The sequence below is a fragment of the uncultured Thiodictyon sp. genome (assembly GCF_903828115.1).
Lineage (GTDB): Bacteria > Pseudomonadota > Gammaproteobacteria > Chromatiales > Chromatiaceae > Thiodictyon.
Genome location: NZ_CAIKKU010000602.1, coordinates 1 through 14,470, shown reverse-complemented (window position 1 = coordinate 14,470; position 14,470 = coordinate 1). Strand labels below are relative to the sequence as shown.

Sequence of the window (14,470 nt, the reverse complement as noted above, 5' to 3'; positions counted from 1 at the left end):
GAGTTATGATCAAGGCCCGGCGATGTTCCAGGCATCGAGCACTTGTCTTATTTGCGTTCGTTTGCGTTCATTTGCGGCTGATTTTATTCTTCCGGAGCTCCGTATCGCGATGACTGTCTGGATTGAACCATGACCGAGTTCCTGAACGCACTCACCGAGCACGCCTTCCTGCGCACGGCGCTCCTGGCCGGGCTCCTGGCCAGCATCGGCTGCGGGGTGATCGGGACCTATGTCGTCGTCAAGCGTATCGCCTTTCTGGCCGGCGGCATCGCCCATTCGGTCCTGGGGGGCATGGGGGCGGCGCTCTATTACGGCTTCGACCCGCTGCTCGGGGCCCTGCTGGCGGCGGTGGCGGCGGCGCTCATCATCGGGGTGGTGCGCCTCGCCTGGAGCGCCCAGGAGGACACCCTGGTCGGCGCCATCTGGGCTATCGGCATGGCGATCGGCATCCTCTATATCGCCAAGACCCCGGGCTACAGCGCGGACCTGATGAGCTATCTGTTCGGCAACATCCTGCTGGTGCCGCGCCGGGACCTGTGGCTGATGGCGGGGCTGGACCTGGGGCTGGTGCTGACCGTGGTCCTGTTCTATCGGCAGTTTCTGGCGGTGAGTTTCGATGAGGAATTCGCCCGCCTGCGCGGGGTGCCGGTCACCTTTTTCTACCTGCTGCTGCTGTGTCTGGTGGCGGTGACCGTGGTGCTGCTGATCCAGGTAGTGGGGCTGATCCTGGTGATTGCGCTCCTGACCCTGCCGGCCGCCGTCGCCGGTCATTGGGTGCACTCACTCGGAGGCATGATGGGCATCGCGACCCTGCTCGGGGCCGCCCTGACCTCCGCCGGGCTGGCCCTGTCCTATGGCCCGGACCTGCCGGCCGGCCCGACCATGATCCTGCTCGCGGGCGCTGTTTATGTGCTGTCCGCGCTGGCGAGCGGCCTGTACCGGGCGCGGCGGGCGCGGCGGGTGTCCGGGTCAGGCCGGGCCAACGCGCCGGGGTTGTCGGCCGATGAACCCTGACACCGACGGGGCGCTCGCCCGCGCCGCGGCCCTGTGCGGGGAGCGCGGCGTGCGCCTGACCGAGCAGCGCCGCCGGGTGCTCGCGATCCTGTGCGCGGCCGGCCGACCCGTCGGCGCCTACGAGATCCTGGACGCGCTGCGCGCGGGTCCGCGCCCCGCGGCCCCGCCGACGGTCTATCGGGCCCTGGACTTTCTGCTGGAACAGGGCCTGATCCACCGGCTCGAGAGCCTGCACGCCTGGATCGGCTGCGACCACCCGGGGCAGCCGCACCTGAGCGAGTTTCTCATCTGCCTGGAGTGCGGCGGCGTCACCGAAATCGAGGACGCGGCGGTCCAGCAGAGCCTCGCGCGGCTCGCCAGCGGGAGCGGCTTCGCGCCGCGGCGGCGCGTGGTCGAGGTGATGGGGACCTGCGCCGACTGTGCCGCCAAGGACGGCTGAGCCGCTGCGGGCAGGACAGCAAAAACCCCCGTCGCATCCCGCGGCGGGGGTGTCGCTCTGCTTGGTCTGGTGTGGCGTGCGCAACCGCCGGTGGGCGATTCTTCCGTCCCTGGGTACCAGGTGGCGACAGCTTCAGTATCGTGCAGGTTCCCGATGGCGCCTGTCCGGACCGGCCGGACCCCGCGTCGGCAATCTTCGCCGCTGGTTGTAGGCATTGTCCGACCAGGTTTCACGTCGGCCCGATTGCGGCCGATCGGCGCGCCCCCTATCCTGGCGGCCATGAACAAGACCCAGCGCGACCTTTATCCCCCGATCACCCCCTACGCCACCTACGAACTGCCCGTCGGCGATGGTCATCGGCTCTACGTGGAGCAGTGCGGGCGCCCCGACGGCATCCCCGCGGTGTTCCTGCACGGCGGTCCGGGGGCCGGCTGCGAGCCCGCCCATCGCCGCCTCTTCGACCCCCAACGCTACCGGATCATCCTGTTCGACCAACGCGGCTGCGGTCGCTCCACCCCCCACGCGAGCCTGGAGGCCAACACCACCTGGGACCTGGTGGCGGACCTGGAGCGCATCCGCGAGCGGCTCGGCATCGCGCGCTGGCTGGTCTTCGGCGGCTCCTGGGGCTCCACCCTCGCGCTCGCCTATGCGCAGACCCACCCGGAGCGGGTGCTGGCCCTGGTGGTGCGCGGGATCTTCCTGTGCCGGCCGGCGGAGGTCCGCTGGTTCTATCAGGAGGGCTGCAACCAGGTCTTTCCCGACTACTGGGCCGACTTCCTGGCACCGATCCCGCCGCCGGAGCGCCGCGACCTGCTGGCCGCCTACCACCAACGACTCACCGGAGCCAACGAGATCGGGCGCCTGGCCGCCGCCAAGGCCTGGTCCATCTGGGAGGGCCGCACCGCCACCCTGCTCACCAACCCCGACATCCAGGCCCACTTCGCCGACGCCCACCTGGCCCTGAGCCTGGCGCGCATCGAGTGCCATTATTTTGTCCACGACGCCTTCCTGCGCCCCAACCAACTGCTGGAGGACGCCGGCCGGCTCGCCGACCTCCCCGGAGTCATCGTCCAGGGCCGCTACGACCTGATCTGCCCCATGCGCTCCGCCTGGGAACTGCATCAGGCCTGGCCCAGGGCCGAGTTGCGGGTCATCCCGGACGCCGGCCATTCCGCCTTCGAGCCCGGCATCCGCGCCGCGCTGGTGGCCGCCACGGACCAGTTTGCGCGCGTGCTGGGATGATCGGCCTGTTGCAGCGAGTGACCCAGGCCCAGGTGCAGGTCGACGCCGCGCTCATCGGCGCCATCGGCCGCGGCCTCCTGGTCCTGGTCGCGGTACAGCCGACCGACACCCCGACGCGCGCCGAGCGCCTGCTGGAACGCCTGCTCGGCTACCGCGTCTTCCCCGACCGCGACGGGCGCATGAACCTGAGCCTGCGCGACATCGGCGGCGGCCTGCTCCTGGTCCCGCAATTCACCCTGGCCGCCGACACCCGCAAGGGCACCCGCGCGAGCTTCACCAGCGCGGCACCGCCCGCCGTCGGGGAACTGTTGTTCGGTCACCTGGTCGAGCGTGCCCGCGCTGGCCATCCGGTGGTTGCGACCGGCCGCTTCGGGGCGGATATGCAGGTCAGTCTGGTCAATGATGGGCCTGTGACCTTTTGGCTGGAGGCCTGAGCGGGTACCGCCGCCCGGAGCATCGGCGTAGGGTGCGCCGTGCGCACCTTGAGAGGCTGCGCTTGACCGCATCGGCGTGAGTTCCGGCCAGCGGGCCTCAGATCATCGTTTCGGCCTGCATTTCAGTTCGGGCCTATTTAGGGTGGGAGTCTCTGCAATGTCTGCGGTTCTACGCTCAATGAGGGACGAATCGCCACGCGCACCCTTCGATCAATTGAAGGCGCGCCTGGACGACGCGGCCGTCGCGCCCGTCTTCGAGCGGGTCCGCGGCGCCGCGCCCGCGGACCCCGCCATCCCCGCGGTGATCACCGAGAACCGCCGGGCACGGGCGCGGGACCGGCTCGCGGTCGCACTGGCCACCCGCGGCTCGGCCGAGGTCCCCGGGGTGCTCGCCGCCGACCTGGAACGTCTCACTCGGGACTGGGCCCAAACCGGTTTTGACGACGGCTTCGAGCCCGTGCTGCGCTTCGAGATCCGCTGCGCCCAGGAGCGCGACCTGGTCCTCGCCCGGGAGTCCGGCGATCCGGCCGCCATCCTCGAGGCCCTGGAACAGGACTATCGGCGCCAGTTGGCGGAGCGCTACGGCCGCATCGAGTTGCGGGGGCTCCAGACCACCCACCGGGTCACCCAGGCGTTGCAGGCCGTCTTCGTCCCGCTGCACGTCGCCGATCCCATCCTCGAGACCGGGAAGGACGGCGAGCTCCGGCTCAGCCCGACCCTGGGGCAACGTCGGCCCATCGCCGAGGTGCTCGCCGCGTCCGAGCGGTTGCTGCTCCTCGGCGGTCCGGGCAGCGGCAAGAGCACCCTGATTGCCTGGCTCGCGGCGCAACCGGCAGGCGTCGAACCAAACCCCGAGACCGGTCTGCCCCCCGGCCTGCTGCCCCTGGTGCTGGCGGCCCGGAGTCTGGCCGACGGCCCGCTGTCGCGCGATCTCATCGCCCGCGAGACCGGCTGCGATCCCGCCCTGCTGGATCAGGCCCTGGGCTGCGGGCGCGCCTTCCTGATGCTCAACGGACTGGACGAGGCGCCGGAGCCGCTGCGTCGCGAATTGACCGCCGCCGTCTGCGCATTCATCGCCCGCGAGGGTAGCGTGCGCACCCTGATCACCAGCCGCCCGGTTGGTCGCAAGGATGATCTGGCGGAGCAACTCGACGGATTCGCGGTGCATGAGTTGAGCGACCTGACCCAGGTGGAGGTCGGGGTCTATATCGATCGCTGGTGTCTGGCGGCCGAGCTATCACTGGGCAAGGAGCGCCCCCTGGCCGAGCGCGAGGCGGCCACGGCCGCCGAGGATCTCAAGGCGCGTATCGGCCGCAGCCGCCCAATACAGCGGATCGCGGTCAATCCATTGCTCGCCACCATCCTGTGCGTGGTTCACCGCTTCCTGGGCCACAGCATCCCCGAGCATCGGGCGACCCTTTATGACAAGTGCACGGATGCATTGCTTTATGAGTGGGACAGGGTCAAATTCGCGGGTGACACTGCCATCGGCACCCTGGACGCGGTCGCCAAGCGGCGTCTCCTGATGGGCGTCGCCCGGCGCTTGCACGACGCGCACGCGGCGGAGCTACCGGAATCGGAGGTGGCGGAGGAGTTTGCCCGGGTCCTGCCGGACCTGGGTCGCTCGGCCGACGAGGCGGGGCGGATGCTCGACGAGATTCGGGACCGGACTGGTATGTTGGTGGAGCGCCGACCGGGGTATTACGCCTTTGCCCACCTGACCTTTCAGGAATACCTGACCGCGCTGGATTATGTGCGTCATCGGGAATTTGATGCCTTGACGGCCAAGTATCCGGACGATTGGTGGCATGAGGTTATAGTCCTCGCGGCGGGGGTGCCGGGGACGGATAGCGGGGGAATCGTCAAGCGGTTGCTGAAGATCAATAAGCCGACGACTGTCTTGCTGGCTGCGCAGTGTCTTGAAACCGAGGTGGATATGCCATTGGCGTATCGGAAGAAGGTTGAGGTCGCGCTGGCGAAATTAATCAATAGCACATCCGATGATAAATTGGTCGAGCTTTTTAATGCGCCCACGCTGGCAGCTCCGGTGCTACTCAAGTTAATCAACAACAGTGAGCCAGACCTAGACCTGCTTCTCCTGGCGTTCATGATATTGGGCTTCGCTAAGTACGAGCCTGCTATACCCGTATTGATGGCGCTGCTCGATGATCGGCGTCTCTATTATCCTGTGCCGCTATCCGCCGGTCTATTTTCACAAGCGCCATCCGTGGGGGATTTAGCAGCAACTTTTCTAATAAGAGACTTTCCGGAAACATTGGCGCGTGACGCTGATCTCAACTCGCGAGTAGTGAGCATGGCTAAGCGATATGAGGACTATGCCAATGCGCGAGAGCAACTTGTCGCGGTAAAGACCGCAACCAATAGCGCCGAAGCCGGGTAGCCGTGTAGGGTCCGCTGTGCGGACCAACGACTTCTCCGACAGCCCGTAGGTCGGGTTAGGCGCGCCCTTCCGTACGTGCGATCTACTGCCGAGGGTGGAGCGCGCCGTAACCCGACATGGCGCCGTAGGCGTCGGGTTACGCTTCGCTAACCCGACCTACCCATCTGCCTGGCACGCGTCTGCTCCAAGGCTTGGCGTACGCACTGAAGCAAGGCGGTCGAATAAGGCAGTGCGGGATTTCCCGTGATCCTCGCGATTTGTTTCTCAATCAATCGCGTGATCGACTCTTCCAGGCCAGGTGCCTCGGCCAGTAAGCTCAAGGTACCCTCGATATCGTCTAGGATCGACCCCATCGCCAACCGTCTCCATCGGCACAACCAGGACCGATCGAGCCCCAGATCCCTAATGGTATTCTCGGCCTCCAGATCCCCAGGCACCGCCGCAATCCCACCATCCCTGGAGAACAGGAACCGTGCGGCAGGATCCCCCTGGTCCGGCCTGACATAGTTTCCCTGCGCCGGCCACTTGTCCGACTTCTGCCCATTGCAGCCGTTGCAGGACAGGAAATAATTCTCCCAGTCGTAACAGAGGGATGGGAACAGCGACTTGGGTCTGAAATGCTCCACATGGCCCGAGCGCTCGGCATTGATCGGCGACTCGCAATAGGCGCACTTGTGGTGGCTCATCGCGGCCAGGGCCTGCTTGGCCGCGCCCCACAGGAGCGGGAAGGCCCGGCCCTTGCTGGTCTTCTTCAGGACCGCGGGCGCAAAGGCCGAGAAGCCCTTGCGCCTCACCGGATCATTGAGATCGAGGGCCTCAAGCTCCGCCGCCCTGGCAAAAAAGGCGTCCCGGTCCGGCAGATTGCGCCTGAGGCGCGCCTCCCAGTCGGCCGGCGGTGCGATTCCGGTCCGATCCAATCGCCTCATGCGCCCTTCTCCTGCTCCCGTTTCAATTCAGCCAAGTCCTGGAGAAAGGCGCGCCGCAGGTCCGCCATCTGGGCCATCACGCCGCCCTCGGCGCGCCGGCCCTCGTCCTTGACCATGAGGCCCTGAAGGGTCTCCAGGTCCTTGAATAACTGTTTTTCGTCGGCCTCGGTCGCCGTGCCGGACTCGATGCGCTGCTCCAGGTCGTCGATGCGGTCCTCGATGGCCGAATACTCAGACGAATAACGCGAGCCGACGCCGAACAGACGGCGGTCCAGCAGCAGGGCGCCGATCTCCGCCCCCTTCAGGTCGCGCATCGTGCTGGGGCTGAGCGGCTTCGCCTTGGAGATGCCGCCGGATTCGGTGAGGCTGATGATGCGGTGCCCGGCGTCCACCGCGCCCTGCACCACGGCCGGTGAATGGGTGGTGACGATGAATTGGGTGTTGGGGAAGACCTTTGTGAATTGGTTGAGAACGGTGCGCTGCCAGCGCGGGTGCAGGTGCAGGTCGATCTCGTCGATGACGACAATGGCCGCGGCCAGCAGCGGGTCCGGCAAGGTGATGAAGCGGAAGGCATAGCGCAGCACCAGATCGAAGAGGATGGTGAGGACGGACTGGTAGCCGTCGGACAGTTCGCTGAGGGCCAGACGGGCCTTCTTGCGCACCAGGCGCGGTATGTATTCGTACTCGCCCTCCTCGATCTCGATGCGGTCGAATCCGCATTCGAGCGCCTTCAGCGATTGGTTGAGGCGGGTCCAGACGGCGGTAAGCCGTGCGTCGGCCAGGGTCTGCGCCCCGTAATGCAATGCCACCAGGGCGCGCGACAGGTCTTGGAGTAATCCGGGGTCCGGACGAAACAGGGTGAGGATCGAGTCTCGCCGGGACGAGTGCGCGAGGTCGCCCAGGTCCTCGCCTGGGTTATTGATGCGTCGGCGTTCGCCTTGATCGACGGTGAAGAACTGGCGGAAACGCCCATAGGCGAAGACGGGGCGTCCGGGGACCGGGCGCTGGTCGGCGCTGGGGTCCTCTGCCGAGTCCCAGACCGCGGCCGGCTGGTCACGGCCTGCGAGGAAGACCTCCGCCCGGCCCCGGTCGGCCCCGTGGCGGCGCGGGAAGGCGATCAACCGCTGCCCGGGCGGGACGAGCAACAGCGCGAGCATCTCAGCCACCGTGGTCTTGCCGGAGCCGTTCTCGCCGAGCAGGACCGTCACCCGCGGCGCGAAGTCGATCTCCGCGGCCTCGAAGCTGCGGACCTTGTCCAGTCGCAGGCGGCGGACAAGGCCGTGATCTGAGTGTTCCATCTGGCGGTAGGGCAGCCCTTCCTCAGCACCCGATGCGGGCGCGCACTTCCAGGGCCACTTCCAGCGCCTTGAGTCCGATCGCCCCGTCCACCAGCGGCGGGCGGCCGGTGCGGGCACTCGCGACGAAGGCGGCCAATTCCTGATCCAAGGGTTTGACCGCGTCCACCTGGAGCCGCTCACGGGCGATCTCGGGGCGGGCGGCCCCGGGGACCTCGCGCAGCCAGGCGTGGTCGATGGTCTGGCCGATGAAGTCGAGCGACAGGTAGCCGCCGGACTGAAAGACCCGGATGCGCCGGGTCTGCTTGTCGGAGACGCGGCTGGCGACCACATTGGCCACGGCGCCGTTGGCGAACTCCAGGCGGGCGTTGGCGATGTCGACATGGGGGGTGAGCACCGCCGCGCCGACCGCGGAGATGGCGGTGATCTCGGACCCCATCAGGGACAGGATGATGTCGATGTCGTGGATCATCAGGTCCGAGACCACGTCCACGTCGGTGGCGCGCTCGGTGAAGCCGCCCATGCGCTGGGCCTCGATATAACGGGGGACCGTGATGCGTTGCGCGAGTGCCATGACCCCGGCGTTGAAGCGCTCTACATGTCCGATCTGGAGGAGTGCCCCGTGGTCACGGGCCAGCGCGACGATCGCCGCACCCTCCGCCTGGGTGGCGGCAATGGGCTTCTCGATCAGGACGGCGCAACCACGCCGCAGAAAGGGCTCCGCGGCTTGCAGGTGGGCCGTGGTCGGTACCACCACGCTGACCGCGTCGACCTGCGGCGCGAGGTCCGCGAGCGAGTCGTAGACGGCGCAACCGGCCTCCGTCGCCACCGCTTGGGCGCGTTGCGGATCCGCGTCGACCAGCCCCACCAGCGTGACCTCGGGCATCCGCGCGTAGATCAGGGCGTGGAACCGGCCCAGATAGCCGACGCCGACGACGGCGACCCGCAACCGGTCTGACCCGGGGCCGGCCGGTGCGCGCGCCCTCACCCGCCCACGCCGCCGACCGCCGGCCCCTGGCGGGCGATCGGGACCGGGGCCCCTCCGTAATAGACGTTGATCTGATACGCGAGGGTCACGGACATGCCGAGGGTCACGACGATCAATAGGAGCGAGAACAGATCGGGTTTCCGCCGGCTGCGTTTGTAGGTCATGGACGTACCGAACATCACGTCGATTGAAGATTAAGACAAGAGTTTACAACAGAAAGAAAATGTGGGTGGGAAAACCGACTGAAGCGCCCTGAATCACTGCTGATTCCCCGGCACCGCGTTCCCGCGGCCGCCATTATCACGCGTTCCTTGGCGCTTGTCTGCTTGCATTCGCGCACCTTGGTGCCTGCCGGGCCGCCGCGGCATTTCACCGGCCCCCCGCTCCGTCCCCGGGGCGGTTCGGCTTCCTGGGAGCGCCCCCGGTAGGGTACCCTTAGGGACCTGGCAGACGGCCAGCCGCCCGCCGTCCGTGCCGTGCGGCCCCGGCCCTCTGCCGCCGGCCGTCCCGGTGCGGCGCTCAGTCACCCGTCGCCGGCGCTCCCGCCGGCACCACCCCGATGGAGGTCCAAGTGCAGCGTCATTCGATCAAGGTCTTGGCCCGCAGTCAGTTTCAGCCGGAGCAGTCGGCCCCCGTGGAGGGGCGCTATGCCTTCTCCTACACCATCACCATCGAAAACGACGGCAGCGAGCCAGCCCGTCTGCTCGACCGCCATTGGATCATCACCGACGCCGACGGCAAGGTGCAGGAGGTCCGCGGTGAGGGCGTGGTCGGCGAGCAGCCTCACCTGAAGCCCGGCGAGCGCTTCCGCTACAGCAGCGGGACCATCCTGCCCACGCCGGTCGGGTGCATGCATGGCAGCTACGGCATGGTCGGCGACGACGGGACCCGGTTCGACGCCGAGATCCCGGCCTTCTCGCTCGCCTCCCTCGCCCGGCTCCACTGACCGGCGCGCCCGGGCCAAGCCAGCCGGCACCGTCGTCGCCGCAGAACCTATGCCGACCTACGCCATCGGAGACATTCAAGGCTGCGAGTTGGAGTTGCAGCGGCTGCTCGAGCGCCTGAAATTCGACCCTGCCGCCGACCGCCTCTGGTTCACCGGCGACCTGGTCAACCGGGGGCCCGGGTCCCTGGGTGTGCTGCGCCTGGTCCATTCCCTTGACGCCTGCGCGATCGTGGTCCTGGGCAACCATGACCTGCACCTGCTCGCCCTGGCCGCCGGCAACGAACGGCACGCCAGGAAGAGCACGCTCGATGAGGTCCTCAGTGCCCCGGACCGTGACGAACTGCTCCACTGGCTGCGCCACCGACCGCTGTTGCACCACGACGCGGCCAAGGGTTACACCCTGATCCACGCCGGGCTCGCGCCCCAATGGACCCTCAGCGCGGCCCAGACCCTGGCCCGCGAGTTGGAAGAAACCCTGCGGGGGGCGCACTGGCAGGACTTCCTGCTCGCCATGTATGGCGACCAACCGGAGCGTTGGCGCCCGGACCTGACCGGCATCGAGCGCCTGCGCTTCATCACCAATGCCCTGACGCGGCTGCGCTACTGCACCACCGACGGGGCCTTGGCCCTAAAGGAAAAGCGGCCCCTGGCAAGCGCCCCCAAGGGATTGGTGCCCTGGTTCCAGTGCCCGGGCCGCAAGAGTCGCGATGCGCGCATCATCTTCGGTCACTGGTCGGCCCTGGGCTACTGGGACCAGGACAATGTGTGGGGCATCGACAGCGGCTGTCTGTGGGGCGGCAACCTCACCGCCGTGCGGGTGCGCAAGTCCAAACCCATCGAACCCGTGCATCTGCCCTGTGAGGGTTATCTCACGCCGGGGGAGAGCGGGGATTGAACGGCGTCCTATTGCATGGCATCCATCGAGGTCTTGAGCCTGCTGTTCCTGGTCGCCCTGCTGGCCGGGTTCGTGGACTCCATCGCCGGGGGCGGCGGTCTGATCAGCATCCCGGCCCTGCTGTGGGCGGGGCTGGGGCCGGTGGCGACGCTCGCCACCAATAAGGCGCAGGCGGTCTTCGGCAGCGGCACCGCGGCGCTGAATTTCATCCACAAGGGGCAGGTGGACCTGCGGGCGGCGGCCCTGGCGGCGGCCTGCAGCTTCGGCGGCGCCGCACTCGGGGCGCTCCTGGTGCAGCGCCTGGACAGCGCCTTCCTCGGACGCCTGATCCCGGTGTTCCTGATCGCCTTCGCCCTGTACTTCCTGTGCTCGCCGCGGGTGTCGGACCTGGACAGTCGGCGGCGCCTGGGGGCGGTCGCCTTCGCCCTGACCCTGGGCCTGGGCCTGGGCTTCTACGACGGCTTCTTCGGCCCCGGGGCCGGCACCTTCTTCGCCATGGGCTATGTGGCGCTGCAAGGGTACAACCTGCGGCGCGCCACCGCCCACAGCAAGCTCCTGAACTTCGCAAGCAACCTCGCGGCCCTGCTGGTCTTCCTGCCCGGCGGGCACATCGTCTGGCCGGTGGCGCTGGTGATGGCGGCCGGTCAGTTGCTGGGTGCCTGGCTGGGCTCCCACCTGGTCCTGCGTCACGGCAGCGCCCTGGTCCGACCGGTGCTGGTGGTCGTGTCGCTCGCGATCTCCGCCAAGCTCTTGTGGGGGCAGTTCGGTTAGGTCAGGCGTTCAAACTGCATGGACTTGTTTAACTTATCAGTGAACCGTTCCTAATCTCTCGCCCGGCCGCGGGGGAGACCCGCTGGCCACCCCATGCACCCTACCCGGAGTATTGCCGATGTTTCAAGCCTTTCTTGGCGGGCTGACCACCGGGCGCCTGGCGCGCCTGCCGTTCCTCGGGTTCTGGCTGCTGCTCTGGGTCCTGTTCATGCTCTTCGGGCTGGGGCTTGCCTTCGGGATCGGGTTGGCGGAACCCCTGATCTTCGATGACCTGGCGACCGCCCAAGGCTATCTGCTGGAACATATAGCCCCGGCCCTGCTCATCGGCTTTGCGCTCTTCTGTCTGCTCTTCGTCTTTGCGCAGTTCAACCTGGTGGCCAAGCGCATCCGTGACATGGGCCTGCCCGGCTGGTCGGTGTTGCTGCTGATCGCCCTGGCGAGCGCCGGGCTCGGCTATGTCCTGCCCCCGAGCCTGGAACTGATGCGCCTGGAGAATCAGGTCAATGGGGCCTTCAACGGCATCCTGGTGCTGGCCCTGCTGTTCATTCCGGGCGGGTTCTTTGCCCGCCGGGACCGGCCCGCGCCGGCCGCGGTCCCGTCGCCGGGACAGGCTCCGGCGGACGCGTCAGTCCACCACCGGGAAGGTCACGGCGATGGACCAGGCGAAGGCGAGCCCGATCGCGATGGCCCCCACCAGCGGGTGGCGGGTACGGCGATAGACCCAGCCGCCGATCAGGCCGTAGAGCAGGAAGAAGGCGAGGATCGCCGGGATGATGATAATCAGAAAGAAGAGTTGGCTGAGATTCAGGGCCACCGCCCCCAGCAGTGAGAGCAGGAACAGCGTCTTGGTCAGGATTGGCGCGGCCCAGGGCGACCCCTCCCCGTGGGTGAGCCAGCCGTCGGCGGCGAAATAGGCCAAGGTCCCCGGCAGGATGCCGAGCACGATCCAGAGGCGCCCGGCCCCGGGCATGAACGCGGTGACATACTGATCGAGCGGCAGCGTGATCGCGAGCGTCAGGTAGGCCGCGGTCGCCAGGGTGCCGACCAGCAGGCCGGTCCACAGCACCCGGCCCGGCTCCCGCGCCAAGCCCGCGGGGGCCGCCTCACCGTCCCGCTGCGCGGGCGTGAACCAGATGCCCAGCAGGGTCAGCACGCCATAGACGCCGAAGTGCAGGGCCAGATAGTCCCCGAGCAGGATCGGCAGGTAGTCGCTGGGCAGCACCCGCAGGATCAGCGGCGTGAGCACCGCCGGCGCGATGGCCGCCGGCAGCAGCCGCCGCCAACCCAGCCCCGCCCCCAGCGTCCGGGTCGCCGCGCGCGGCAGCAGCCTTGAGAGGGGCCAGGCCAGCGCGACGATGCCCAGGAAGAGCAGTCCGAGCGCGCCGCCGCGGGCGTCGATGAAGCCGTCGCCCCGATGCCCCAAGGCCCGGTTCAGCCAGTCCAGCGCGGCGCCGATGCCGCCCCGCCCATAGAGCACCCCGATGTGTTCCACCCCGGGGGCAAACACCAACTCCCGGGCACTGCCGTCGGCCAGGTCGCCATAGATCAGGCCGGGCTGCACCGCGGCGGCGCTCGCGACCTGGGCTCCACTCGCCGCCGCAACGGCCTCGCGGCCCGCCTGGTGGAGCATCTCGGGCTCCAGTGCGCCGAAGACGAACAGGACATCGCGCGGCTTGACCTGTGGGGCATGCGGCGACATGTAGGGCGAGAGCAGAACCGAGGCGACCACCTGGTCGCGGTGGGCGGTGGCGTAGCGCAACAGCACATCGCCGGCCATGGAGTGCCCGAGCAGCGCGAGGCGCCCGTCGGCCCCCGGCAACCCCGTCGCGAACCCGACCACCCGCTCGAGCGCCCCCAGCAGGACCCCGATCCGGCGCTCCTCGTCCTCCAAGCGGGCGACGAAGGGCGCCGGGTTGTGCCCATGACCCGGGAAGTCGAAGGTCACGGCGATATAGCCATTGCGGGCCAGGGTCACCGCATAGGGCTGCATCAACTGCTGGGAACCGGCGAAACCGTGGGCAATGACGACGACCGGCGCCGGGGCGGACGCAGTCCCTGCCGTCGCCGGGCGATAGACGGTGACCGGGATCTCCCCGACCCGTAGCGTCTCGATCGCGAGCCCCGCCGTGGCCGCGTTCAGGCGCCAGAGTCCGGTGCCGATGGCGGCCAGGGCCAGGAGTGCGACCAGCAGCGCGGCGAGGCCGACGGCGCGCCCGGACCGGACCGCCGCCGCGGCCTTCCCGATGGCGGCCGTCATGGCGCCACCCCCGTTACCGGCGCGGGCGTCGCCGTGGTGCCAAGGCCCTCGGTCAGGTCGATGAGGACCTCGTTACGCCGCAGGAAGCCCGGCGTGAAGGGGTCATTGTAATAGGCATAGACCGGCGCGGCGGCGGGGGTCAGCCCCCGGGCGGCCAGCCAGGCGCGCAGTTCGGCCTCCTTGCCCGCCATCAGTTCGTCCGTGGCCGACCCGCTGAAGCGGATGGCCGCGACCCGCCGGGGTGCCACCTCGCTCAGGCTCACGTCCTTCCCCGCCGGGGCGGGCAGCTTATCCAGGTCATAACTGGCCGGCATGATGAAGCGCACCGCCCAGTCGCCGGCCGGGTCGCGCGACTGGGTCACCGGGACCGTCATCGCGATGGTTTCGGGTCGCTGCTGGGTCACCGGGGCCGTCATGCTGATCCGCTCGCCGGCGCGCTCCTTGGCGAAGATGTAGCGGGCGAGCGGACCGAACCCGGCGCTCAGTGCCTCCCGGCGGGGGCCGCCGCGGCGCACCTCCGCCACCACCAGGCGCGGGTAGTCGCGGACCTCGAAGGCACCGTCGTGCGTAATCGACTCATAAGCCGGCTGCTCCACGTTCTGCACCACGAAGACGAACACCGCCATCGCCGCCACGGCGAGCAAGAGCAGGACACCAAGCACGATCAGGGCAATCTTCATCGGGGAGACCTCGGGGACAGCGTTGGGGTGGAGCAGGGTCGCGACGACGTGCCGCGGGTGCGATCAGACCTGATGTGTTAACGCACATGTCGCAGGGTACGCGTCGCGTACCCTACAGCTACCGGACGCTCTCACGGACCGGGCGTCGTTGTCGTTGTCGTTGTCGTAATCGTGGTCGGATT

Annotated in this window: 14 protein-coding genes and 1 pseudogene; 9 read left to right on the top strand and 6 right to left on the bottom strand. The window is 68.2% G+C overall.

Annotated features, from left to right (window positions below):
* The first annotated feature begins 129 nt into the window (after nt 1–129).
* From QZY48_RS22785 to QZY48_RS22765, 5 genes are all read left to right on the top strand, one after another.
* A complete protein-coding gene (locus QZY48_RS22785; RefSeq protein WP_295435412.1) occupies nt 130–1,014 on the top strand; it encodes a metal ABC transporter permease in 885 nt (294 codons plus the stop codon).
* Nucleotides 1,004–1,453: a transcriptional repressor gene (locus QZY48_RS22780; protein ID WP_295435410.1), complete on the top strand. Its 450-nt coding sequence runs from the start codon at nt 1,004–1,006 to the stop codon at nt 1,451–1,453. Before QZY48_RS22785 ends, QZY48_RS22780 begins: the two co-directional genes overlap by 11 nt.
* Nucleotides 1,454–1,732: 279 nt before the next feature.
* Complete coding sequence (gene pip / locus QZY48_RS22775) at nt 1,733–2,695, top strand: prolyl aminopeptidase (protein WP_295435408.1); 963 nt, start codon at nt 1,733–1,735, stop codon at nt 2,693–2,695.
* Entirely contained in the window at nt 2,692–3,129 is a 438-nt protein-coding gene (gene dtd, locus QZY48_RS22770) for a D-aminoacyl-tRNA deacylase (RefSeq protein ID WP_295435407.1), read from the top strand. Before pip ends, dtd begins: the two co-directional genes overlap by 4 nt.
* Nucleotides 3,130–3,307: 178 nt before the next feature.
* Entirely contained in the window at nt 3,308–5,530 is a 2,223-nt protein-coding gene (locus QZY48_RS22765; protein ID WP_295435404.1) for an NACHT domain-containing protein, read from the top strand.
* Nucleotides 5,531–5,676: 146 nt separating this feature from the next.
* Here the strand turns inward: QZY48_RS22765 and QZY48_RS22760 are convergent, their stop codons facing one another.
* The 4 genes from QZY48_RS22760 to QZY48_RS22745 are packed head-to-tail and all read right to left on the bottom strand — an operon-like array spanning nt 5,677 to nt 8,903.
* Nucleotides 5,677–6,456 (bottom strand): retron system putative HNH endonuclease, encoded by a 780-nt coding sequence (locus QZY48_RS22760; RefSeq protein ID WP_295435402.1) that lies wholly within the window; start codon nt 6,454–6,456, stop codon nt 5,677–5,679.
* Nucleotides 6,453–7,754: an AAA family ATPase gene (locus QZY48_RS22755; protein WP_295435400.1), complete on the bottom strand. Its 1,302-nt coding sequence runs from the start codon at nt 7,752–7,754 to the stop codon at nt 6,453–6,455. Before QZY48_RS22755 ends, QZY48_RS22760 begins: the two co-directional genes overlap by 4 nt.
* A 22-nt stretch (nt 7,755–7,776) precedes the next feature.
* Nucleotides 7,777–8,739 (bottom strand): Gfo/Idh/MocA family oxidoreductase, encoded by a 963-nt coding sequence (locus tag QZY48_RS22750; protein ID WP_295435398.1) that lies wholly within the window; start codon nt 8,737–8,739, stop codon nt 7,777–7,779.
* The gene (locus QZY48_RS22745) at nt 8,736–8,903 is read right to left on the bottom strand and encodes a hypothetical protein (protein ID WP_172965350.1); all 168 of its coding nucleotides are present in this window, start codon (nt 8,901–8,903) and stop codon (nt 8,736–8,738) included. Before QZY48_RS22745 ends, QZY48_RS22750 begins: the two co-directional genes overlap by 4 nt.
* A gap of 395 nt (nt 8,904–9,298) precedes the next feature.
* On the opposite strand from QZY48_RS22745, the gene apaG reads away from it, so the two are divergent.
* The 4 genes and pseudogenes from apaG to QZY48_RS34965 all read left to right on the top strand — a co-directional run.
* Nucleotides 9,299–9,685 (top strand): Co2+/Mg2+ efflux protein ApaG, encoded by a 387-nt coding sequence (apaG, locus tag QZY48_RS22740; RefSeq protein WP_100921984.1) that lies wholly within the window; start codon nt 9,299–9,301, stop codon nt 9,683–9,685.
* 49 nt (nt 9,686–9,734) lie between these two features.
* The gene (locus QZY48_RS22735) at nt 9,735–10,580 is read left to right on the top strand and encodes a symmetrical bis(5'-nucleosyl)-tetraphosphatase (protein ID WP_295435397.1); all 846 of its coding nucleotides are present in this window, start codon (nt 9,735–9,737) and stop codon (nt 10,578–10,580) included.
* A gap of 15 nt (nt 10,581–10,595) precedes the next feature.
* The gene (locus tag QZY48_RS22730; protein ID WP_295435396.1) at nt 10,596–11,351 is read left to right on the top strand and encodes a TSUP family transporter; all 756 of its coding nucleotides are present in this window, start codon (nt 10,596–10,598) and stop codon (nt 11,349–11,351) included.
* 118 nt (nt 11,352–11,469) lie between these two features.
* A pseudogene (locus tag QZY48_RS34965) lies at nt 11,470–11,892 on the top strand (DUF805 domain-containing protein); the annotation flags it as partial.
* 84 nt (nt 11,893–11,976) lie between these two features.
* Here the strand turns inward: QZY48_RS34965 and QZY48_RS22725 are convergent.
* Together QZY48_RS22725 and QZY48_RS22720 are read right to left on the bottom strand one after the other, a co-directional pair.
* Entirely contained in the window at nt 11,977–13,608 is a 1,632-nt protein-coding gene (locus QZY48_RS22725) for an alpha/beta fold hydrolase (RefSeq protein ID WP_295435395.1), read from the bottom strand.
* Nucleotides 13,605–14,288, bottom strand: coding sequence for a heme-binding protein (locus tag QZY48_RS22720; RefSeq protein ID WP_295435394.1), 684 nt, complete (start codon nt 14,286–14,288; stop codon nt 13,605–13,607). Before QZY48_RS22720 ends, QZY48_RS22725 begins: the two co-directional genes overlap by 4 nt.
* Between the last annotated feature and the right edge of the window lie 182 nt (nt 14,289–14,470).